This window comes from Mucilaginibacter flavidus (genome assembly GCF_024055575.1).
Lineage (GTDB): Bacteria > Bacteroidota > Bacteroidia > Sphingobacteriales > Sphingobacteriaceae > Mucilaginibacter > Mucilaginibacter flavidus.
The window spans coordinates 51,459-73,483 of record NZ_JAMXOE010000002.1 but is presented as its reverse complement, the minus strand read 5'-3'; the positions used below and the strand labels follow the sequence as shown (position 1 = coordinate 73,483).

The 22,025-nt window shown below is 44.3% G+C and carries 17 protein-coding genes; 15 read left to right on the top strand and 2 right to left on the bottom strand.

Annotation, left to right across the window (positions count from 1 at the left end):
• Positions 1 to 8 precede the first annotated feature (8 nt).
• From NAF19_RS04640 to NAF19_RS04615, 6 genes are all read left to right on the top strand, one after another.
• Positions 9 to 1,304 carry a murein hydrolase activator EnvC family protein gene (locus tag NAF19_RS04640; protein WP_252788645.1) on the top strand — a complete coding sequence of 432 codons (1,296 nt, stop codon included), beginning with the start codon at positions 9 to 11 and terminating at the stop codon, positions 1,302 to 1,304.
• Between the two features lie 60 nt (positions 1,305 to 1,364).
• Positions 1,365 to 1,868 (top strand): twin-arginine translocase TatA/TatE family subunit, encoded by a 504-nt coding sequence (locus NAF19_RS04635; RefSeq protein WP_252788644.1) that lies wholly within the window; start codon positions 1,365 to 1,367, stop codon positions 1,866 to 1,868.
• Between the two features lie 34 nt (positions 1,869 to 1,902).
• The gene (gene tatA / locus NAF19_RS04630; RefSeq protein ID WP_252788643.1) at positions 1,903 to 2,103 is read left to right on the top strand and encodes a twin-arginine translocase TatA/TatE family subunit; all 201 of its coding nucleotides are present in this window, start codon (positions 1,903 to 1,905) and stop codon (positions 2,101 to 2,103) included.
• A 110-nt stretch (positions 2,104 to 2,213) separates the two neighbouring features.
• A complete protein-coding gene (gene gatA / locus NAF19_RS04625) occupies positions 2,214 to 3,638 on the top strand; it encodes an Asp-tRNA(Asn)/Glu-tRNA(Gln) amidotransferase subunit GatA (RefSeq protein WP_252788642.1) in 1,425 nt (474 codons plus the stop codon).
• 148 nt (positions 3,639 to 3,786) lie between these two features.
• A complete protein-coding gene (locus NAF19_RS04620; RefSeq protein WP_252788641.1) occupies positions 3,787 to 5,193 on the top strand; it encodes a lytic transglycosylase domain-containing protein in 1,407 nt (468 codons plus the stop codon).
• A 156-nt stretch (positions 5,194 to 5,349) separates the two neighbouring features.
• Positions 5,350 to 5,694: an immunity protein Imm33 domain-containing protein gene (locus tag NAF19_RS04615; RefSeq protein ID WP_252788640.1), complete on the top strand. Its 345-nt coding sequence runs from the start codon at positions 5,350 to 5,352 to the stop codon at positions 5,692 to 5,694.
• Positions 5,695 to 5,832: 138 nt separating this feature from the next.
• Here the strand turns inward: NAF19_RS04615 and NAF19_RS04610 are convergent, their stop codons facing one another.
• A complete protein-coding gene (locus NAF19_RS04610; RefSeq protein WP_252788639.1) occupies positions 5,833 to 7,113 on the bottom strand; it encodes a hypothetical protein in 1,281 nt (426 codons plus the stop codon).
• A gap of 678 nt (positions 7,114 to 7,791) precedes the next feature.
• Here NAF19_RS04610 and NAF19_RS04605 point away from each other — a divergent pair.
• Both NAF19_RS04605 and NAF19_RS04600 read left to right on the top strand, forming a co-directional pair.
• Positions 7,792 to 8,181 (top strand): VOC family protein, encoded by a 390-nt coding sequence (locus NAF19_RS04605; RefSeq protein WP_252788638.1) that lies wholly within the window; start codon positions 7,792 to 7,794, stop codon positions 8,179 to 8,181.
• Between the two features lie 127 nt (positions 8,182 to 8,308).
• The gene (locus NAF19_RS04600) at positions 8,309 to 8,644 is read left to right on the top strand and encodes a hypothetical protein (protein WP_252788637.1); all 336 of its coding nucleotides are present in this window, start codon (positions 8,309 to 8,311) and stop codon (positions 8,642 to 8,644) included.
• Between the two features lie 24 nt (positions 8,645 to 8,668).
• On the opposite strand, the gene NAF19_RS04595 is transcribed toward NAF19_RS04600, so the two are convergent.
• On the bottom strand, positions 8,669 to 9,166 hold the full coding sequence (locus NAF19_RS04595; protein WP_252788636.1) for a RebB family R body protein: 498 nt from the start codon (positions 9,164 to 9,166) through the stop codon (positions 8,669 to 8,671).
• 281 nt (positions 9,167 to 9,447) lie between these two features.
• Between NAF19_RS04595 and NAF19_RS04590 the strand changes: the two genes are divergently transcribed.
• The 7 genes from NAF19_RS04590 to sov all read left to right on the top strand — a co-directional run bounded on the left by NAF19_RS04590 (position 9,448) and on the right by sov (position 22,024).
• Complete coding sequence (locus tag NAF19_RS04590) at positions 9,448 to 9,741, top strand: MafI2 family immunity protein (protein WP_252788635.1); 294 nt, start codon at positions 9,448 to 9,450, stop codon at positions 9,739 to 9,741.
• Positions 9,742 to 9,784: 43 nt separating this feature from the next.
• Positions 9,785 to 10,018: a hypothetical protein gene (locus NAF19_RS04585; protein ID WP_252788634.1), complete on the top strand. Its 234-nt coding sequence runs from the start codon at positions 9,785 to 9,787 to the stop codon at positions 10,016 to 10,018.
• 46 nt (positions 10,019 to 10,064) lie between these two features.
• Complete coding sequence (locus NAF19_RS04580; RefSeq protein WP_252788633.1) at positions 10,065 to 10,739, top strand: hypothetical protein; 675 nt, start codon at positions 10,065 to 10,067, stop codon at positions 10,737 to 10,739.
• A gap of 205 nt (positions 10,740 to 10,944) precedes the next feature.
• On the top strand, positions 10,945 to 11,325 hold the full coding sequence (locus NAF19_RS04575) for a hypothetical protein (protein ID WP_252788632.1): 381 nt from the start codon (positions 10,945 to 10,947) through the stop codon (positions 11,323 to 11,325).
• 522 nt (positions 11,326 to 11,847) lie between these two features.
• A complete protein-coding gene (locus tag NAF19_RS04570) occupies positions 11,848 to 14,130 on the top strand; it encodes an NADP-dependent malic enzyme (protein WP_252788631.1) in 2,283 nt (760 codons plus the stop codon).
• Between the two features lie 244 nt (positions 14,131 to 14,374).
• Complete coding sequence (gene ruvA / locus NAF19_RS04565) at positions 14,375 to 14,959, top strand: Holliday junction branch migration protein RuvA (protein ID WP_252788630.1); 585 nt, start codon at positions 14,375 to 14,377, stop codon at positions 14,957 to 14,959.
• Positions 14,960 to 15,055: 96 nt separating this feature from the next.
• The gene (gene sov / locus NAF19_RS04560) at positions 15,056 to 22,024 is read left to right on the top strand and encodes a T9SS outer membrane translocon Sov/SprA (RefSeq protein WP_252788629.1); all 6,969 of its coding nucleotides are present in this window, start codon (positions 15,056 to 15,058) and stop codon (positions 22,022 to 22,024) included.
• The last annotated feature ends 1 nt before the right edge of the window (position 22,025 follow it).

The window sequence follows — 22,025 nt, the reverse complement described above, 5'->3', positions numbered from 1 at the left end:
AGCAATAAATGAAGTTTTTAAAAGCAGCTTTTTTTTTAGTTTTAGTATTTGCCGCATTCAGCGTGCATGCGCAAAGCAGCGCCGATTTAAAGCGCCAGCGTGAAGCGCTTACCAAGCAGTTGGAGCAACTGAACAACGAATACCAGGAAACAGCTAACAATAAAAAAACAACGCTAAAGCAGCTTAATTTACTAAAACAGCAGATTTCTATCCGCGAAGAAAAAATTGCCAATATCAACTCCGAGGTACGCAACCTGGACAACCAGATATCGGAAAGCAACAACTTTGTGCGCAACCTGCAAACCCAGCTCGACCAGTTGAAAAAAGAGTACGCTGCAATGGTTTTGTTTACTTATCGTAACCAAAGCGCCTATAATAAGCTGATGTTTATTTTTGCGGCGTCAGACTTTAACCAGGCCTACAAACGTTTAAAATATTTACAGCAAATAGGTACTTACCGCGAGCGGCAGGCCGGTTATATACAGGAAACACAAACCGAGCTGCATGTTAAGATAAACGAGCTCGACAAAAACAAAAAAGAAAAAAACAACCTGCTGGTTGACCAGGAAAAGGAAAAGAAAACCCTTGGCGCCGAAAAAAATGCACAGGTGCAAGTGGTTGCTGATCTATCGAAACACGAAGGACAGCTTAAGGAGCAGCAACAAGAGGTTCAGCGGAAAATAACCCGCACCAACCGCGAAATCGCTTCGGCGATCCGCAGGGAAATTGAAGAGGCAAGGCGCAGGGCTGAAGAAGCCGCCAGGGCCGAAGCAAGAGCAGCAGCAGCCAGGGCAAAGGCCGAAAACAAGGAAGCACCAGCCCCCAGGGCACGTACAATAAATAAAAATTCGTCGGACCGTGAGGTGCTGAACGCGACTCCAGAGTCGGCTAAATTATCGAGCGACTTTTTGGAAAATCGGGGTTCGTTGCCGTGGCCGGTTACAAACGGCAGCCTTAAACAAGGGTTCGGCATTTATTATGATGAAACCGGGATAAAAAATGAAAGTTCGGGCTGGGGTATTAAAACAAATCCAGGTTCTTCGGTAAGAGCGGTTTTCCAGGGCGAGGTATCAAGCATAGTAAACGTGAGCGGTACCTGGCTGGTGGTTATAAAACATGGTGAATATTTTACGGCTTACTCAAATCTTAAATCATACTCGGTTAAGGCAGGCCAAAAAGTAACCACCAAGCAGATAATTGGCACCGTTGCCACTGATTCATCAACCGGAGAAGCAGTTGTTGAGTTTGATTTGTATAAGGGCAAAACGCCGGTAAACCCTAAAATATGGCTGGCGCCTAATTAGTTTTGAAAATTATAAATTTTAAATTGCCTATATTTGCAGGCTATATATTAAGTAATCGGTATGCATAATTTAGTATTGGGATTTTTGAACATTGGGTCATCCGAAATGGTACTTATAGTGTTTGTTGCCCTGTTGCTTTTCGGTGGCGAGAAGCTGCCCGAAATTGCACGCGGCCTTGGGAAGGGGATTCGTGATTTTAAAGACGCATCAGACGGTGTTAAGCGCGAAATCAACAACCAGATAAACAGCTACGAGGAGAAAAGGGAAGAAGATAAACGGGTTGAGGAAGCGACAAAAACGCAAACTGAAACCGCCCAAAACCAGTTACCTGCACATGCTGATGGTTTTACACCTGTTGAAAATACAGTGTCAGTTGGCGATAACCCTTTTATGCCTGCCGACCATTCAACTGAACATGTGGCCGAAAGCCATACACCAGCCGACCATGCAAGTGCTGAGATTCATGGCACAGAGCACACCGCGGCGATTACTGAAGAACACCAACACCATGCAGAAGTTTCAAATCACGAAACCGCAGCAACTGAACATACAAAGAATACATAACGGGAATATTAATCAATAATTAAACATAAAAATCATGGGTGGATTAGGCGCACCAGAAATTATTCTGATCATCATTGCAATTTTAATACTGTTCGGCGGTAAAAAAATTCCTGAACTAATGAAAGGTTTAGGCAAAGGCATGAAAGAATTTAAGGATGCACAAAACGGCGAAAGCGGCAGCACTTCAACAACCTCGGGTCCGACAATCAATCACGACGACAAACCGAGAGTTTAAGTTGTAAAACCGGGCGGGCAAATCCCGCTTTAGGTCTACAAAGTTTTATCATATTAACTTATCTGTTGATTAATTATACATTCAACGGATAAGTTTTTTATTTTAGGCCCATGACTAAGTCTTATGCCTCGCTAAGCGGGATAAAGAGCGATATTGAAGCAGGGAAAACTACTGTTGAGAAGCTTGTTCAGGGATATTTAACTAATATTACCGCTAATGCGCGGTTAAACGTTTTTAACGAAGTGTTTGAGCAAGAGGCGCTTGCCCGGGCTAAAGAAGTTGATACCCGTATTGAAAATGGTACCGCCGGCAAACTCGCCGGGATGGTTATAGCCATAAAGGACAACATTTGTTACAAGGGGCACAAAGTAAGCGCCTCGTCAAAAATCCTTAATAATTTTACATCTGTTTACTCGTCGACCATCGTTGAGCGGTTGCTGGCTGCTGATGCCATAATAATTGGCCGTTGCAATTGCGACGAGTTTGCCATGGGCGCTGCTAACGAAACCTCGTTTTTTGGCCCGGTGAAAAACTATGCCGATGAAACGCGTGTATCCGGCGGCTCGTCGGGCGGTTCGGCAGTAGCGGTGCAGGCCAATATGTGCCAGGCAGCTATCGGTACCGATACAGGCGGTTCGGTGAGGCAGCCCGCATCGTTTTGCGGGTTGGTGGGGCTTAAGCCTACTTACGGCCGCATATCAAGACACGGGATAATTGCCTACGCCTCATCTTTCGACCAGGTTGGACCTATTACAAGATCGGTTGAAGACGCCGGGCTGCTGCTGGAGGTTATGGCCGGGCCGGATGAGTACGATAGTACGGTTGCCCAGGCTGATATCCCTTTATTCAGCAATGAAATTAAAGCGCCGGGCAAAAAAAAGATAGCTTATTTGCAGGAAGCATTGTCGAGCCCCGGAGTTGATAGTGAAATAAAAAGCACGCTGGTTACTTATATCGATAAACTGCGCGCCGAAGGGCATACCGTTAAACCCATAGCTTTTGATTTCCTGGAGTACCTGGTTCCAACCTATTATGTTTTGGCAATGGCCGAGGCATCGTCAAACCTTTCGCGGTATGATGGGGTGCATTATGGTTACCGCAGCCCGGCTGCTACAGATTTACAGTCGACCTATAAGCGTTCGCGCTCCGAGGGTTTTGGTAAAGAGGTTAAGCGCCGCATAATGCTGGGCACCTTTGTGCTTAGCGCAGGCTATTACGATGCCTACTTTGCGAAGGCCCAGAAAGTGCGCCGCCTGATCCGCGAAAAAACCGACGAAATACTGCGGGAGTACGATTTTATTTTGATACCCACCGCTCCCGAACCAGCTTTCCCCATAGGCCGGCAGGAAAAAGATCCGGTTATAACGTATCTTTCTGACATTTTTACCGTACAAGCATCATTAACAGGGGCGCCCGCCATCTCATTGCCTGCGGGCAATAACATCAAAGGTTTACCGTTAGGGTTGCAACTGGTAACAAAACATTTTGAAGAACAGGAACTATTGAATTTTTCGAAATATTTCCTTGAACTATAAAAGTTTTATATATTAGTAAATTAGAGGGGAGCAAGAGTCAAGAAATCAAGAATCAGGAGTCAAGACAAGAAGACTAATCCTGGTTGTTTTTCTTGCTTCTTGACTCTTGATTTCTTGACTCTAAAATTGATAAGTTAAACCCTGAAGAATGAAGAAAACGCTTACGCTAATTATTTGTCTGGTATCACTACAAATTATTAAGGCAGCGCCTAACTCCTCTACTCTGCTGGCCTCTGTTACGCTGCAAAACAGCAAACTTTTAACCAATACACAACAAACCAACGCCGATACTACCATCCTCCCCGTGGTTGATGCCCCGGCCCCGTTAAGCTACCAAAGCGGCATGTACAAACGCCGTTTGGATTCGATTAAAAAAGATATTCAGCTTGATTATAACGAGTATGTGCAAAGCTATATTGAGATATACATGCGCAACCGCGAAGAAATGGCCAAGGTTTTGGGGTTAACCAAATACTATTTCCCCATTTACGAAAAGGCTTTTCATGATGCCGGTATCCCCGACGAAATAAAATATTTATCCATTGTTGAATCAAAGCTCGACCCTTATGCTGTATCACGAGTTGGTGCAACCGGGCTCTGGCAGTTTATGTTTACCACAGGCAAGCTTTACGGCATGAATGTGGATGATTACGTTGACGAGCGCCGCGACCCTATACAGGCCAGCTACGCGGCAGCAGCTTATTTAAAAGACGCCTACCAGGAATTTGGCGATTGGCTGGTGGCAATAGCATCATACAATTGCGGTAAAAGCAATGTGGAACGTGCCATTGAAAAGGCCAGCGGCGCTACCGATTTTTGGTCGATACGCCAATACCTGCCTAAAGAGACCCGTGGTTACGTGCCTGCATTTATTGCTGTAGCTTACGTAATGAACTATTACGGCCAGCATAATATTACGCCGATGGCCTGCAATATATCGTTAAAAACGGATACTGTTTTGGTAAACAAATACCTGCCGTTGAGCATGGTGGCACAATCGCTTAACCTTGACTTGCACGAGCTTGCTATTTTAAACCCATCCTACAAGCGCCAGGCAATAAACGGCACAACCGCCAAGCCCCGCCGCATGATTATCCCGCAGATTGACAAAGCCCAATACGCGGCTCTATATGATGTGTTAAATAACTCGACCACCACAAGCCCTGTAGCACAGCCCGTTTATGCTGCTTACCCCGCAGAGCCAAAGGCTGATAGAATGCCATCGTACCACAAAGTAAAGCGTGGCGAAACATTGGGAGATATTGCTGATAACTTCGGGATTGAAGTACAGGACTTAAAAGCCTGGAACCACCTGCATAGCAACAAAGCCGTAGTAGGGCAAACGCTTAAGGTAAAAGAATCGGCTGATGAGCCGGAGCAAAAACCGGAGAAAGCTGCGCACAGTAACTACGTAACCTACAAAGTTAAAACCGGCGATACCCTGAGCGGCATTGCATCGAAATTTGATGCCAACGTGGAGAAGATAAGGGAACTGAACGGTTTGAAAAAAGGCCGTTTGCAGCCGGGGATGATGATAAAGATTAATAAAGGGTAGTGGGATTTCGGATTTTCGATTTTGAGAAGATATTTAAAGGTGTTTTGCGGAAGTAGGACGCCTTTTTTGTCTATATTCTATGATAAATAGCTATGCAATTTCTGTATTATTAACCTATTAACAGTAAATGGCAATACCATAAAATAAAAAAACTGCATGGATTATATTAACGAACAAAAATTGGTTTGTGAACGATACGGTTCTCCTTTTTATGAATCTCAGATGTTTTTAAAGGTAGGAATATCCAAAAATGTAAAAAATGGAGTTTGGCCAATAAACGGTCTGCGGCATCCGTTAGAAGGAGATACCACCGGCTGGTATATATGGGCAGGTGAAGAATTTTCAACCGAGCCTGATTTTTTTACTCCCTTACACGTTGAACATCTTGAAGACTGGTGTCCTTTAGCACTAAAGTATCTTGGCCTTGCTCCCGGATGGAGGTTTTTGCTTGCCCCTGATTATGAAGATGTTTGGGAAGACCTTCAATTGCTTCAGATTTGAGCATCGGCATTCCAATGGTTTGAGATGCTTGTTTACATGGCCGTCCCTTAGAGTCCGGCAGTGTAGCCTCTATGAGGCAAAAATCAACTGTTATACCTTTTTCTGCAAAGCGACCGGCCTGATGGGCCAGGTAGCCAGCTAATCTTCATTTAACAAAATTATTTTTTCACGGTTTAACGGGATGCTGTCGGCGGGCAACTGCTCCATTAAAACATCAATCTCCTTTCCTTTCCATTTCCCGGTAAGTTCCAGGCGGTTTTTTGCCGGATAGGAATAGCGGAATACACTCCATTTGGTACTGTCGGCATTGTCACGAAATGTATATGTTTTCTTTACTTTATCGATGCTGAATTCGAACTGTTTAGGTTGGTTTTTCATATTAAAGATTACAGCATTACGGCCCTGTACAAATAGCATCAGGCGGTTCCAGCGCAGGGTATCGGTTGTAAGCGGCGGCAGGGTATCCTTTGCAACGAAGGTAACTACGTTGTATATCCTCTGGTTGCGGGTGTTTTCGGCCTGCCTGGCAAACCTTCCGTGGAACCCGATGACTATAGGGATAATGAGTATTGAAGGAACAACTATCAATAGCACCTTTAATAAATTTCGATTCAACCGTGTGTTAAATGTATACTGTTCGGGCAGGATGGAGGTGGAAATGCCCTTAAAAAATATATTGTAAAGCTTGGGCGCGTAAGGAATAATTAAGAATAATGTATAAACCAGCAGTTGCGTTGCGTATGTTTTTACCGGCACATTATAAAAACAGTTTACCGCAACCACGTTAGCGAGTATCACCAATAGTAGTAAGCTTCCGAACAGGAATGTGCGGCGAAACAGTAAGCACAATCCGGCCAGGACCTCGCCGGCGCCAACCATCATCATGTATCCGGGCGATATCCCCATAAAATCCCAAAGTACCTGGAAGCGGCTTAAATCCCCGATGGGTGTCGCCAGGTTGGCAACATCAGGGCGGGGCATTTGAACAGGTATTAATTTATCGAAACCGTAAATAATAATTACTATAGCTAACACATATCGTATGTACAGGGTAAACCAATAAAAAAGCCGGTTGTAATTTGGTCGTTTGGCATCAAATAAAGTCCAAATAGTGGCGCCCGGAATGGATAGGTACAAGGCTGTAAGATATAATACCCCGGCAAAATGGTTGTCTTGCGGAAAAGCCCTGTTTATTTTGGGGTTATAGCCCGTATGGTAAATATTGCTGTCGAGCCAATATAAAAAAGGCGCCAGCGGCTTAAACACGGCGGCCGGATTATAAACATGATGGATTAAGAAAAAACAGGTAAGGTAAATAGTCACAATCCAGCAAACCGCCGAAGTGAGCCCCAGGAGTAAAAAGAAAAATCTAAAGCTGATCTTTTTTCCTGTCGTCCAATTATTATTTGCCTGGTTCATACGCGACACAATTTCCTGAAAATTCTCCGGAAATGACTTAAATAATTCACAGGTTATTTTCGGAGAGACGGCCAGCAGTCAGCGGCGATGCGAACAATAGCTGTTCCGAAGATTAAAAAAGCGTGGGGAAGTGCGGTTCCACTCTTGAGAGCTACCGTGTACCTACATATTTTCAGAGCTCCATCGGAGTTCAAGGTCGGTAGAAAAAGCACCCAACAAGTAGTCCGTGCCGTAGGTACGGCACCTAGCTTATTTTCACAAGGAGCCATAAATAGTCCGTTAAGTGTTGCACCTACGGCGCAAAATTGATGGAGGCACTATTTTTCTACCGACCTATTGCACCTACGGCGCATTGACTTTGCAGCGATGATAGATGTGGGTACACCGTAGCTCTTGAGAAGGGTGGAGGGGTGTGTGTTCTCTGCGCTAAGCTTTTACGCTACTGCGTGGCGGAGGACACACCTTTGCTACTACACAATCCAGCGCGCCCCCTCTGCGCCACCTCTAAAGCGAAGGCGGCACGTGGTCAAGAGGGGAATAAAAAAATCTTCCGAACATCTATGCAGTGCGAACCAACGAAGAAAATTAAAAAACTATTAGCCCCGTTATTTTGAAACGACCACTTTTTGTTAATTTTGGATAAGCCGTTTGGTATGGCCGTTTTCAAATCATAAAACAATGTCAAACCTCACCCACATTTGGCCTTTCTTTATCATTTCAGATATAAAAGATTCAATCGACTTTTATGTAAAAAAGCTTGGATTTGAAGTGCGGTTTATTGGCCCCGAAGGCGACCCGTTTTGGGCCATTGTTGGCCGCGATAATATTTCCATTATGCTGAAGGCGATTGCCCCCGACATAATACCGGTACCCAATCATACTCGCCACGATTGGGCCCACTGGGATGCCTATATCCACGCAAATGACCCTGATGCTTTGTTTAACGAATACTGCGCGGCTGGCATAACTTTCCATCAACCCCTTAAGGACGACGAAGATGGGTTGCGCGGGTTTGAAGTAAAAGATGCTGATGGGTATGTTTTGTTTTTTGGGAGGCCGAAAGAATAGAGATGTTCGCCAATTTTCAATAAGACAACAAACGGCAGGCAATTATTAGTATTTTTAAGAACTAACCGATTCCAACAGTTGGGATAAATAATCACAAATTAGATTTTTGTAAAAAATGAAAATACCCATGAATATCAAGTTCTTAATAGGAGGAGCTGTTGTAACTCCTATTTTACTTTTGATAGTCGCAGGTTATTTCATTAAAAAAGGTGATGGCAAATTATTAGCGTACAAATTTAATGGCAGGGTTGATAGTGTTAGGTATAGTGATCATAGTGTTAGCGTTCCTAATGTAACCGGGCCTTTTGTAACAATTAAAGGTAAAACATATCACCTATTCTATCATACTTGGAATTTTGGTTATAAAATTCAAAAGGGCGATTCAATTATAAAAAACGAAAACACGTTGGTCGTGACTCTTATAAAAAAAAGCGGAAAGAAATTTGTGTATGGAGGAGATTAGTAGATCGAGCACCCAGCCCCCTTTCTAACTCTCAGCTTTCTTAACCGCTACTGACAATGCGGCTGTTACCACACTTATTAAAGTAGATATGAGCATAGTTGCAGCCGCTTGTTGGGTTATGTTAACCTGTTGTTGTGTGTTAACCGCATTTTCGTAGCTCAGTCCAACCGCGTGTACCAGAGCAGAATCTAAATCCGGTTCGGTTGGGGTTTTCCCCGGTACAGTTTCCGGTAGCACCGGCGTAACTGTTTTAGGCGCTTGTGCCGTTGTTTGCTTGACATCGGCAAGTGCTTGCTGTATGGTGCCTGTGAAGGTTTGCTGAGCTGCGACATCAATGGCATCATTGCCAACGGCAACAGCTTCCTTGCAAAGTGTAATCAACTGTTGAAGCGCATCAATGGTGGATTTTATGACGCCATCTAACTGGTTTCTTACAACGGCATTTTCCATTTCCAGCGTTTTGGTGAATGCTTCGCTTGCTTCAATAACTTTTTCGGGGAGTGTTTTTTCGGTATCTGGCATGATAATGTATTTAGGTGGTTTGTAATAATTATTGGGTTAAATATAGGAAAGAAAGAGTTAAGAGTCAAGAGACAAGAGTAAAGAAAAATACCGACGGGACTATAAGACTGTGCTTCAAGTCAGGTTTTGTTTTTGCATGCGGAAGAAAAGGGTGTGCAGTTGTATAGTTTTTGTATTTTTAGCCTATCAACAAAAAAATATTGTTTATGACTTGTTTGGTGTGGTCGCCGATAGTGTGTTCCCTCAATCTTGGGAATGTTTTATTTTACCAACGACACAAAATGAACTACTTTCAAGTTTTGTACGGTTTGCATGAAGGTTTTCTTCATCGAATTAAACCTAATTATAGGGGAATTGCCGTAGGGTATTCCACTGGCGGCTTAATCATTAAAGTCTACTGCGATAATAATCCCGAAAATGACGATTATGAAATTTTAAGGGAATGTATTTCAGAAGCTGAAGCCCATATTGACAACGCAAGATATTGCTCAGTTGAAATAATTTATTTTGAGGAACCGATATTGTCATTGGATAGCCTTGACTTTTGGTATTTTTTAAGATATGATATTAGTTAAATGCCACCCTTGTTAAGGCCAAATAAATTCTAAGATTCTGCTCATGTCCAAAACCATCCTCGTGCCGCTAATATTATTCGCTGTTCTGGCATGCAAAATAAGTAATGCCCAAGTGTACAATGTCCAGGCAATTGATGGGACTAATCAAAAAATCAGGGTTGCCGACAATGAAAAAAGCATGTTGATAATATCGTGCTTGCAGGATACCATTTATGTGCGTAATTTGAATAACATTGCCGAAGTGGTCACTCGTGACGTTCGCCAGCCTTGGGACTAACGTATGGCTTTGGGATATAGCCAATGAATTAAAGCAGCCTTAACACATGAACATTAAAAACTTTATCGTTTTTTCAATTCTTATAGCAACTTGTTCCTGTAAACATAAAGTAAAGGTATCCAGTCCTTACGTCTATAACCATACTTATCACATTGGTGACATACCTAAACTGAACGACTTCCAAACATATAATGTCTACGAGAAAAGCTTTGACAGCATAATGGCGAAGGCGCAGTCGCCATTGCATGATTTTTTTAAATATAACCGGGGCCGAATTTTTATAACCAACTATGAAAACGGGAAGCAAAAGCCGGTACAAAAACCTTTTGATTTAGGCGACCCAGTTTTATGCGAGTGCGAATTGCATCGCGACTCGTTAACGATAAGCGTGGCCGCTGGTTTTTTTGGCGGCTTTGGGTTTACTATTAATTTGAATGAGGATAAATTCGACCTTAAGTATTTTGAGGAAACAGACGGCGACTATTTCAAATCAAAGCTGACAGATACAAGTTTTACCCGATTAGTGACCGTTAAAAGTAAGTTCCAAACGCTTTTGCTTGACGAAAGGCCAACTATGAAAGAAGGCCAGCAACTAACCGGGCTTGCAACGTATACTTCAGCCAAATACTATACGAAAGGTATCAGAAATATGTTAGATACAGCCCAGGTTAGTGGGAAGTTTTATTTTACTTGTAAGACAACAACAGTGGCAATAAAGTGATAGGGTACCTCTGCTGCGGTGAAGCTTTACGGCAGCGGTTTTTGATAGAACGTTTGATATTTCATGTTGCGTTAAAGTTGAATGCTTTCTGTATTTCAACCATTCAGCAGTAACCCCTAGTATGTTAACAGGCTAAGTTGGCCGCGCGCGGCGCGTTAGCCGGGGATAGCCCAATTTTAATTATGAAGCCAATTATTTGAATAATATGAATATAGAGAAAAGATACTGGCAGTGGAGTGAGTATTTAAATGAATCGGATTTTAAATTAGGTGTAAATATCCACGAATTAATCGAAAGGGGTTTAGTAGAAAAAAGAGGCGGAGACTTACAATATCGAGGCATTAACGAAGCCTCTGCTCCGTGGACTATCGCCGTTGATAAGAATGACCAAATAACATCAATCGGTTATAGGGAATTTTTCTTTTTCAAAGGCGAGAACATTGGCCAACTTCATATGAGCGAGTTTATAGCTAAACTTAATCGATTTTTAATTGTAGCTAACGAAAATTATGACGGTGATAGATTGAATGTTGTATTTAGAGATTCATTTTTTGCCGTTGCTATTTTAACGAAGCATAAACTATAGCAGCGACTTCCAATCGAGTAACACCGCTTATTTCTTCCTAATCTGATGTTAATTCCCCGGGACATATTTATCAGCGCAAGACACCGCCCTGTGCAAAAAAGAAGGTTTTGAACCCGCCAAATTTTAAATTTCCATATTAAATAAATCTGAGATCGACCATCCGCAATTCCCTTCATTTCGCAATCGGCAAGCAGTTTTTACGAAAAGTACTGACACCAATTTGTCAGTACTTTTCGCGTTTTTTAGCGTAGTAAACAAGGTAAAAAGTGCATTATTAGCGCAAAAACAAGGTTTTTGTACCTTTGGCCCAACCATTTGCTGTTCCACCCTGTTCCCTATGTTCCACTGTGCACAGGAACATAAAACCATGCTATAATACCGGTATAAGTTTGCACCAGGCATCGGCTTGGGTTTATTCTCTCCTGGCTATAATGTTAAAGGCGATTTCCCTGCCGGCTACTGCATTAAATAATTTCGAAATAAAAAATATCCGTACTTTTGGCATCCCAAGTAACTGAGAAGATGAACAAACCCACCCGTAACCAGGATGCGCTGAATTACCACTCGAAGGGGCGCCCGGGTAAAATACAGGTAGTACCTACCAAGCCCACCAATTCGCAACGCGATTTAAGTATGGCTTACTCGCCCGGCGTGGCCGAACCATGCCTGCGCATTGCCGATAACGTTGATGACGTATATAAATACACCGCCAAAGGCAACCTCGTTGGTGTCATTACCAATGGCACCGCGGTGCTTGGCCTTGGTAACATTGGACCCGAGGCAAGCAAACCGGTAATGGAGGGCAAGGGCCTGCTGTTTAAAATTTATGCAGATATCGACGTATTCGATTTGGAGCTGAATGCCAAAACGGTTGACGAGTTTGTAAATATTGTAAAGGCGCTTGAGCCTACCTTCGGTGGTATAAACCTGGAGGATATATCGGCGCCAACCTGCTTCGAAATTGAGCGCAGGCTAAAAGCCGAAATGAAGATCCCGGTAATGCACGATGACCAACACGGTACGGCAATTATATCGGGGGCGGCTTTAATAAACGCTTGCGAAATTCAGGGTAAAAAGCTGGATAAAATAAAAATGGTGGTGAACGGCGCCGGTGCGGCAGCTGTATCCTGTACCAAAATGTACCTTAACCTGGGCGTTAAAAAGGAAAACCTGGTGATGTTCGACATCAACGGACTGATCACCCCCGACCGTACCGATCTTGACGATATTCGCCTTGAATTTGCCACCACCCGCAAGGATATAAAGACCCTTGCCGAAGGTATGAAAGGCGCTGATGTGTTTGTGGGGCTTTCGGCAGGTAATATTGTTACCCCTGATATGCTAAAGGCAATGGCTAAAAACCCCATCGTGTTCGCCATGGCCAACCCCGACCCTGAGATAGCTTACGACCTCGCCATAAATGCCCGCAAGGACATCATTATGGCCACGGGTCGTTCCGACTTTCCTAACCAGGTAAACAACGTGCTTGGTTTCCCCTATATTTTCAGGGGAGCGCTGGATGTACGTGCAACCAGCATTAACGAGGAAATGAAGATAGCGGCCGTGCAGGCCATAGCGCAAATGGCCAAAAAGCCAATCCCCGAGACGGTAAACCTGGCGTATAACACCACCAACCTTAAGTTTGGCAGGGATTACATTATCCCGAAACCGATGGATCCGCGGCTGATAACCGAGGTGTCGTCGGCAGTTGCGCGGGCAGCAATGGAATCGGGTGTTGCGCGTAAAGCCATAACCGACTGGGAGGGTTATACTGAAGAACTACGGTCGCGCATAGGGATAAACGATAAGCTGCTGCGTAACCTTACGAACAAAGCAAAATCGAACCCCAAACGCATTGTTTTTGCCGAGGCCGATACTTATAAAATTTTACGCGCTGCCCAGATCGTCAGGGAAGAAAAAATCGCCACGCCAATTTTGCTGGGCGATGTGAAAAAGATACGCCAGATAATGCGCGACAATGATATTGACCTTGGCGACGTAACGATAATTGACCCCAAGGAAGATTGTGCCCGCCTGGATGAATATGCCGAATACCTGTACAGCAAACGCCAGCGCAAAGGCGTTTCTCTTTATGAATCGAAAAAACTGGTGCACGACCGTAACTATTACGGCGCCTGCATGGTTCAGTTCGGCGAGGCCGATGCTTTAATATCGGGCTTAACCAAAGACTATGTAACTACTATAAAACCAGCCCTTCAAATTATAGGTACAGGTGATGGCGTTAGCCGTGTAGCCGGTATGTACATGATGATTACCAAAAAGGGCCCTGTATTTTTTGGGGACACCACGGTAAACGTAAACCCATCGGTACAGGATTTGGTGGATATTACCGTACTTATAGAACACTCGGTTCGTAAATTTAATATTGATCCCCGGGTTGCCATACTATCTTACTCCAACTTCGGCTCAAACAGTGGCCCAATACCTGAAAAAACGATAGAGGCCGTGCGCATCCTGCATGAAAAATACCCGGATATGATAGTGGATGGCGATATGCAGGCCAACTTTGCCCTCAACGGCGATTTGCTGGCTGATAACTTCCCTTTCTCCACACTGAAAGGCAAACCAGCCAATACTTTAATATTCCCTAACCTTGAATCAGGTAACATCGCCTATAAACTGTTGCAGGAAATCGGTGGTGCCGAAGCTGTCGGCCCAATATTGCTTGGACTTAAAAAGCCGGTGCACGTACTCCAGCTCGGCAGTTCAGTTCGCGAAATTGTGAACATGATAACCATTGCCGTTGTTGATGCCCAGGAAAGAGGAGAAGAAATAAAAAAATAGTCCGAAAGTCGGTAGAGTCCGAAAAGTTAGTAAAGAAGCTGCAAGCGGCCGGGCTTTTAGCGTTTAAAACCTCCGCCTGCTAAACTTTACTCTTTCGTCTTTCGGACTTTACTGACTTTTTCGACTTTCCGGACTCTCGATAAATATTTAACAATTCATATGAATTGGGGATAAGTTTTTTTTCTGAAAGTATAAAATTCCTGTTACCTTTCGCCTTTAACCTTGCACCCCGAAACGATAAATTATGTACGCCTATATTGATGGTAAATTAGCCTTTAAAAGCGCCGCTTTTGTAGTGATTGATGTGGGAGGAGTTGGCTATCACATTAATATTTCTCTTAATACCTATTCAAAGCTGGCCAACAGCGAACGCTGTAAACTTTTTACATGGCTGCATGTAAAAGAGGATGCACACACGTTGTATGGCTTTATTGATGAAGGCGAACGGCGGTTGTTTTTGCATTTAATATCCATATCGGGCATTGGCCCGAACACAGGCCGGATGATGTTATCATCAATTACGCCAGAAGAAATACAGAATGCAATAATTTCGGGTAATGTGGCGTTAATTCAGCGCATTAAGGGCATAGGTCCAAAATCTGCACAGCGCGTAATTTTAGAATTACAGGATAAACTGCGCAAAGAAGGCCCTGATACTTTAAGCACTGTTCCGCTAAACAAATCCGTGAGGGAAGAAGCCTTATCAGCACTCGTTATGCTTGGTTTTGCACGTAATGCAGCCGAGAAAGTAGTAGACCATGAGGTTAATAAGAATAATGTTGATTTAACTGTTGAACAGCTTATTAAATCTGCCTTAAAAAGTTTATAATTACGTATTATTTGGTGAACCTTGACTAGAACTTATACCTGGCGAGTTATTGCAATTTTTACGCTTATTTCCGCATTTTGCGGGGTTGGGAGCGTTATGGCCCAGCAAACGCCTGCAAAAAGCGACTCGACCAAGGTTACCATTCCTGCAAAAATTACCGACTCGAAAAACTACCGCGCGCGCCAGGGGGCTTTACTTAACGATCCGATAAACCTTGTTCGTACCATTGAGTACGACCCGGTAACCAACCGTTACATTATGTACGAGCGTGTGGGCAATTTGCTATACCGCCCGCCGGTTTACCTTACGTTTGATGAATACCTGCGCATCAAACAAAAAGAGGGTATCCGCACCAATTTTAAACAGGCATCCGACAGTTATGCTTATCAATCGCAGCAGCCGGGCTTTATCCCTCAAATAAAAATACGCAGCCAAACATTCGACCAGATTTTTGGGGGCTCAACTATTGATATTAAGCCACAGGGCTCGGCCGAGGCAATATTGGCAGGACAGATAAATAAGAACGCCAACCCGCTTTATAACACTAAACAGCGCACGCAGTTTAACTTCAACTTCGACCAAAAAATACAGCTGAACGTAACCGGAAGCATTGGCGATAAATTAAAAATTACCACCAACTATAATACGGATGCCCAGTTCCAGTTTGAAAACCAGATAAAGCTGGACTATACCGGCCGCCCCGACGAAATTATTCAAAAAATTGAGGCTGGTACTGTAAGCATGCCGCTGAATACTACCCTGATAACAGGCAGCCAGGCCCTTTTTGGGGTAAAAACTAAGCTGAAATTCGGCAGGCTGGATGTTACGGCTATTATGTCGCAGCAGCGCTCGCAGTCGAAAACCATTACCATTACCAATGGCTCGCAACAGGGACAGTTTAAATTCACCCCGGCAGATTATGAGGCTAACCGGCACTACTTTTTATCGCAATTTTTCCGCAATCAGTATAACAAGGCGCTTTCAAATATCCCGATTATCTCATCGAACATAAATATTACGAAGATTGAGGTTTGGACAACTAACCGGACTAACAATACCACCAACTCGAGAGATGTACTGGCGTTTATGGACTTGGGCGAAAATAACCCCTATAACACCGCACTAGTACACGGCGGCCCCGCTTATTCGGGTTTGCCGGCCGGGTTTAAGGGGCCAGGCTTTCCGCAGCAGTCAAACACGTTGCTGGATAACTTGCCTGCCGCGAGCCGCCTGACTAACGACCCGCAAAACACCATTGCCTCGTATTTTAAAGCCACCGGCGGATCTGACAACTACAGCAAGCTTACTTACGCCCGTAAGCTGACTGAAAAAGAGTTTACGCTGCACCCGCAATTGGGATACATCTCGTTAAACTATCCGTTAAATAACGATGAGGTGCTGGCTGTTGCTTATCAATACACCTACAATGGTGTGCAATACCAGGTGGGTGAGTTTTCGAGCGATGTGCCGGTTGACCCGGTTAACCCGAAAGTATTGTATGTAAAGTTGCTTAAAAACCAACTACTGAAAACCAGCCTGCCTACCTGGAAGCTGATGATGAAGAATATTTATTCATTAAACTCTTTCCAGGTTAGTCCGAAGGATTTTAAATTGACGGTGACCCGTTTGGATGAATCGGGCATCGAGAAAACCATAATGGATGAGGGGCAGAATACCAAGAGCAAACTTTGGCTGCAATTAACAGGTCTGGATAACCTCGACCAACAGCAGAGCAAACAACCCGATGGCTATTTCGACTTTTTGGAAGGGATCACGATAGATTCGCAAAACGGGCGGATCGTCTTTCCGGAACTTGAGCCTTTCGGCTCGGACCTGGCGAAGAAGTTTACGGCAGGTGAAAGCGCGCTGAAGAGTCGATACGTTTACCAGCAATTATATGATTCTACAAAAACCATAGCGCAGCAATTCTTCCCTCAGCTAAATCGGTATTTGATAAAAGGCACCTACACTGCAACAGGCGGGTCGGAATACCAGCTGAACGCCGTAAATATCCCGCAGGGTTCGGTTGTGGTAAATGCAGGGACATTAAAGCTTGCCGAAGGTACCGATTATACCATCGATTATGGCGCCGGTCGTATCAGGATATTGAACACGGCACTACTTGCCTCTGGCCAACCCATTACGGTTAAGGTAGAGAATAACGAACTTTTTGGTGTGCAGCAAAAATCGCTGTTCGGCTCACGGTTCGACTATAAAGTAAGCGATAACCTGGCATTAGGCGCAACCATTATGCACTTAACCGAGCAGCCGATCACTCAAAATGAAATTATTGGCGAAGAATCAATATCAAACACCATATACGGTTTTGATGTAAATTATAATTCCAATTCACGTTTTTTAACGCGGCTGGTTGATAAGATTCCGTTTATACATACCAAAGCCCCGTCGTCGGTGAGTTTTAACGGCGAGTTTGCGCAACTGCTGCCGGGCAGTCCATCCATTCTGAATTTCGCAGGCGCCAAGCACGGCACATCATATCTTGACGATTTTGAAAACAGCCAGTCGGTTATCGATGTTAAAAGCGCCAACAGCTGGCAAATATCGGGTACACCACAAATGTTCCCCGAGTCAGGCTCATTTAACGATTTAAGCTATGGGTATAACCGGGCGCGCCTCGCTTTTTATAATATTGACCCGGTTTTTTATACCGGCTCGGGCACAGCAAAAGTTAGCCGGAACGAACTTTCAAACCACTATGTAAGACAGGTACTTCAAAACGAAGTTTACCCATATAAGCAGTCGCCTACCGGGCAGCCACTAAACATCTCGACCCTTGACCTTGCGTTTTACCCAATGGTGCGCGGCCCTTATAACTTTACCACAACAGGCCTGGAGGTCAATGGTAACCTTGCTAAACCAACAACGCGGTGGGGCGGCATTGTACGCGGTATTAATGCGAACGATTTTGAATCGCTGAACGTTCAGTACATCGAGTTTTGGGTAATGGACCCCTATATATACAAACCAGGTTCAACAGGTGGCGATTTGTACATTAACCTCGGTAATATATCCGAAGATATATTGAAGGACGGTCGCAAGAGCCTTGAAAACGGCTTGCCTGTAGATGGCAATTTCAGCAATACCGACGAAACCAATTGGGGCCGCGTATCAAAACTGCAACCGGTTGTAAATGCGTTTGACAGTAACCCGTCATCGCGCACCCTGCAGGATGTTGGTTTAGACGGATTGAATGACGCGGACGAACAGAAAAAATTCTCAACCGTGGTTCAGCAGGTGCAGGGCCAGGTTAGCGCTGGTGCAGCGGCTGCATTTGCAAAGGATCCTTCGTCTGACGATTACCAGTACTACCAGGGCCCTGACCTGGATAATGCAGGCGCCGGTATATTGCAGCGTTACAGCCGTTATAACGGCACCGATGGTAACTCGCCCACTGCCGAGCAATCGCAAGCCACGCTAGGGCTGCAAACATCGGCATCAACCTCTATCCCCGATGGTGAAGACATCAACCATGATAACAACATGGACCAGGATGATGAGTATTTTCAGTACAAAATATCAATGCGTAAAGCTGATTTGGTTGTAGGTAAAAACTTTATTAGCGATAAAGTAGAATCGACAGTTAAACTGCCTAACGGATCGAACGAGAAAGTTACCTGGTACCAGTTCAGGGTGCCGATAACTGCACATGATTCGACAGTTGGCGGCATCCAGGATTTTAAATCTATCCGTTACATGCGGATGTTTATGACGCATTTTGCCGATACGGCCGTATTGCGTTTTGCATCGTTACAATTGGTACGCGGCGAATGGCGGGCATTTAATACCGAAAATAACCCGAACAATGTAATTGCAGACCCTACACTCTTAAACCCACCGCTTGATAACTCGATACTCGATGTTGAAACGGTAAATATTGAAGCAAACGGTAACCGCCAGCCTATACCGTACGTGGTGCCACCGGGCATTACCCGCCAGGTTGATTATAACAATATACAAGCCAACACCAAGCTTAATGAGCAGTCGCTGTCGTTAAGAGTAACCAGCCTTAGGGATGGCTATTCGAGGGCTGCTTTCCGCCTGTTTAATAACGATGTACGTAAGTATAAAACCTTACAAATGTTTATACATGCCGAAGGTGCACAAATAAGGGACAACGATTTGAGCGCGTTTGTACGTTTGGGTGTTGATTATGTAGACAACTACTACGAATACGAAATACCACTGAAAGTTACCCAGCCGGGCACGTCATCGCCAACCGCTATTTGGCCTGATGCCAACCAGCTTAATTTGCAGCTTTCGTTATTAACCAACGCAAAATTGGCGCGTAATAATGCCAAATACCTGGGCAAGCCATGGCCGTTAACGCTGCCGTTTACGGTTAGCGATGGGATAAACAAAATCACAATTGTAGGCCAGCCTGACCTGAGCCGCCTAACAGCCGTAATGCTTGGTGTGAGAAACCCGTTAAAATCGGGATCGAATACAAGTAATGATGACGGCCTGGATAAGGACGGAACCATTTGGTTTGATGAACTGCGCCTTACTGATTTTGACCAAAAGGGGGGCTGGGCAGCAACGGGAAGGCTTAACGCCAAGCTTGCTGATTTTGCCGATGTTACCGTATCCGGCAGTAAAACTACCGCCGGTTTTGGCGCCCTCGATTCGCGACTTGCGGACCGGAGCTTGTATGATAACCAGGTGTATGATGTGGCAGCTAACGTTGAGCTTGGTAAGTTTTTCCCTGATAAAAGCGGGGTGCATATACCTGCCTATATCAATGTATCGTCGCAGGTTAGTACACCGCAATACGATCCATCGTCGCCAGATTTGACATTGAAGCAAACGCTTGCTGCCACTACGGACACAAAGAAACGGGATTCGATAAAAACTGCTGCTGAAGATTATACATTACGAAAAAGCATAAGCTTTACCAATGTACACATTGCAAAAACTGACCCGAAGGCGAAAAACCACGTGTACGATTTATCGAATTTTAATGCGACGTATTCATTCTCCGAATACCAGCACCACGATTTTACCACACAGAACGACCTGGAAAAAACTTACAAAGCGGAGCTGGACTATAATTATACCAACCAGCCAAAATATTATAGCCCCTTTGCTAAGATTATAAAAAGTAATATGCTGGCGCTTTTCAGGGATATTAACTACAGCCTGGTGCCGTCTCGTTTAAACTTCAGCATTACCTTCGATCGCTTTTATTCGGAAAATACGCTCCGGAATAACGATCCGAATAACTTTATACCTATACCAACTACTTTTAACAAAACCTTTACAGTTACCAGGGTGTATGGCATAGGCTGGAACCTATCGAAATCACTTTCGATGGATATCGACGCTACCAACCTTGCCACTATCGATGAGCCGGCCGGCCGCATAAATGGCTTGAAGGTTGATACCCTTTGGGAAAATTTGAAACGCCTGGGCCGCAACACAAATTATAACCATACCATAAACTTTAACTATACCGTACCGCTTGCCAAAATACCGGGATTGGACTGGACAAGCATGATTGCCCATTACACTACCACCTTCCGCTGGCAAACGCAACCGCTTTTTGCAATAGCGAGCCCGCAATTTGATGTGGGTAACAGCATCCAAAACTCACGCACCATACAGCTTAACCCTACCTTAAACTTCGACCAGTTTTATAACAAGTTTAAGTTTATAAAAAAGGCAACCGGCCCCGATAATAAAGACGGGCTGACCAAGTTTCTTGTAGGCTTGTTAACCAGCATTAAAAACATTGGAGGTACCTATACACGAACCGAGGGTACGTTTATACCGGGCTACCTGCCGCAATCGAATTTTGCCGGTGAGGATTTGAACTTAGGCGCTCCAGGCCTTGGCTTTTTGCTGGGCAGCCAAACCGACCTACGGCAGAAAGCGGTTGCCAATGGCTGGATAAGTACTGATACACTGCAAAATCAATTGTATGTAAAAACACTTAACGAGGATTTACATTTAAAGGGGACGTTTGAACCTGTGCCTTACCTGCGGATAGAATTGCAGGCATTTAAAACCCAGAACCATACTTACCAAACCAATTTTAAATCGCTCGACGGCTCGAACAATATACAAAACCTTAGCCCGGTAACCACTGGTGACTACACTATATCGTACCTTACCATTGGAACCGCATTTGCAAAAGCAAAAGGGGTCGACAATACTTCTCCGACCTTCCAGAAGTTTTTGAGCGACAGGTCGGTTATTTCGCAGCGTTTAGGTCAACAAAATCCAAATTCGATTGCTGCGCCAACGGGAGGATTCGCAGATGGTTATAGCGCTAACTCGCAAAACGTATTGGTGCCTGCTTTCCTGGCTGCTTACTCAGGTAAGGACGCCGGTAAAGTAAGCCTGGGGCAATTTCCTAAGATACCGATACCAAACTGGCAGGTAACTTATAACGGCCTTAGCCATGTGCCTTTCTTTATGGAGCTTTTTGATTCATTCGACGTAACGCATGGTTACCGTTCAACTTATACCGTATCTGGTTTCAGTACCTTGCTGCAATACCAGGCAGCAAATGGGGCTGTTAGCTCGCGCGATGCCAATAACGACTTTTTGCCTTTCTACCAGTTTTCGCAGGTTACCATTTTCGAGCAGTTTGTACCGCTGTTAGGCATGAACGCCCGCTTTAAGAATAACATGACGGCTAATATTGAATACCGCAAAAGCCGCGCGTTAAGCTTAAGCCTGCTCAACAGCCAGCTGGCACAGCAAAATGAAAGTATTTTTGTGTTTGGCTGGGGCTATCATGCAAAAAACTTCAGGTTCCCGTTTGGGTTGATGAGTGGCAAGACGGACAATGACGTAAACTTTAAGATAGATTTCTCATTACAGGATAATAAAACGCTGATATATCGTGCCGATGTACAAGCTGCCGAAGTATCATCAGGAGCACAAAATATCACCGTGCGCCCATCTATCGACTATGTGATAAACCAGCGCTTTAACCTGAATATTTTTTACGATTCAAACATCACCCGACCATATACCTCGCAAACATTTAATACAGCCTTTACCAATTTCGGGATTAATTTGAAGTTGTTGCTGCAGTAGT

What these genes read in the sequence shown, in the direction of transcription:
- tatA (WP_252788643.1), top strand. Translation starts at nt 1,903, where the DNA reads ATGGGTGGATTAGGCGCACCAGAAATTATTCTGATCATCATTGCAATT.
- NAF19_RS04595 (WP_252788636.1), bottom strand. Translation starts at nt 9,166, where the DNA reads ATGCCAGATACCGAAAAAACACTCCCCGAAAAAGTTATTGAAGCAAGC.
- NAF19_RS04575 (WP_252788632.1), top strand. Translation starts at nt 10,945, where the DNA reads ATGAATATAGAGAAAAGATACTGGCAGTGGAGTGAGTATTTAAATGAA.
- NAF19_RS04605 (WP_252788638.1), top strand. Translation starts at nt 7,792, where the DNA reads ATGTCAAACCTCACCCACATTTGGCCTTTCTTTATCATTTCAGATATA.
- gatA (WP_252788642.1), top strand. Translation starts at nt 2,214, where the DNA reads ATGACTAAGTCTTATGCCTCGCTAAGCGGGATAAAGAGCGATATTGAA.
- sov (WP_252788629.1), top strand. Translation starts at nt 15,056, where the DNA reads ATGGCCCAGCAAACGCCTGCAAAAAGCGACTCGACCAAGGTTACCATT.
- NAF19_RS04590 (WP_252788635.1), top strand. Translation starts at nt 9,448, where the DNA reads ATGAACTACTTTCAAGTTTTGTACGGTTTGCATGAAGGTTTTCTTCAT.
- ruvA (WP_252788630.1), top strand. Translation starts at nt 14,375, where the DNA reads ATGTACGCCTATATTGATGGTAAATTAGCCTTTAAAAGCGCCGCTTTT.
- NAF19_RS04635 (WP_252788644.1), top strand. Translation starts at nt 1,365, where the DNA reads ATGCATAATTTAGTATTGGGATTTTTGAACATTGGGTCATCCGAAATG.
- NAF19_RS04570 (WP_252788631.1), top strand. Translation starts at nt 11,848, where the DNA reads ATGAACAAACCCACCCGTAACCAGGATGCGCTGAATTACCACTCGAAG.
- NAF19_RS04600 (WP_252788637.1), top strand. Translation starts at nt 8,309, where the DNA reads ATGAATATCAAGTTCTTAATAGGAGGAGCTGTTGTAACTCCTATTTTA.
- NAF19_RS04615 (WP_252788640.1), top strand. Translation starts at nt 5,350, where the DNA reads ATGGATTATATTAACGAACAAAAATTGGTTTGTGAACGATACGGTTCT.
- NAF19_RS04620 (WP_252788641.1), top strand. Translation starts at nt 3,787, where the DNA reads ATGAAGAAAACGCTTACGCTAATTATTTGTCTGGTATCACTACAAATT.
- NAF19_RS04580 (WP_252788633.1), top strand. Translation starts at nt 10,065, where the DNA reads ATGAACATTAAAAACTTTATCGTTTTTTCAATTCTTATAGCAACTTGT.
- NAF19_RS04640 (WP_252788645.1), top strand. Translation starts at nt 9, where the DNA reads ATGAAGTTTTTAAAAGCAGCTTTTTTTTTAGTTTTAGTATTTGCCGCA.
- NAF19_RS04610 (WP_252788639.1), bottom strand. Translation starts at nt 7,113, where the DNA reads ATGAACCAGGCAAATAATAATTGGACGACAGGAAAAAAGATCAGCTTT.
- NAF19_RS04585 (WP_252788634.1), top strand. Translation starts at nt 9,785, where the DNA reads ATGTCCAAAACCATCCTCGTGCCGCTAATATTATTCGCTGTTCTGGCA.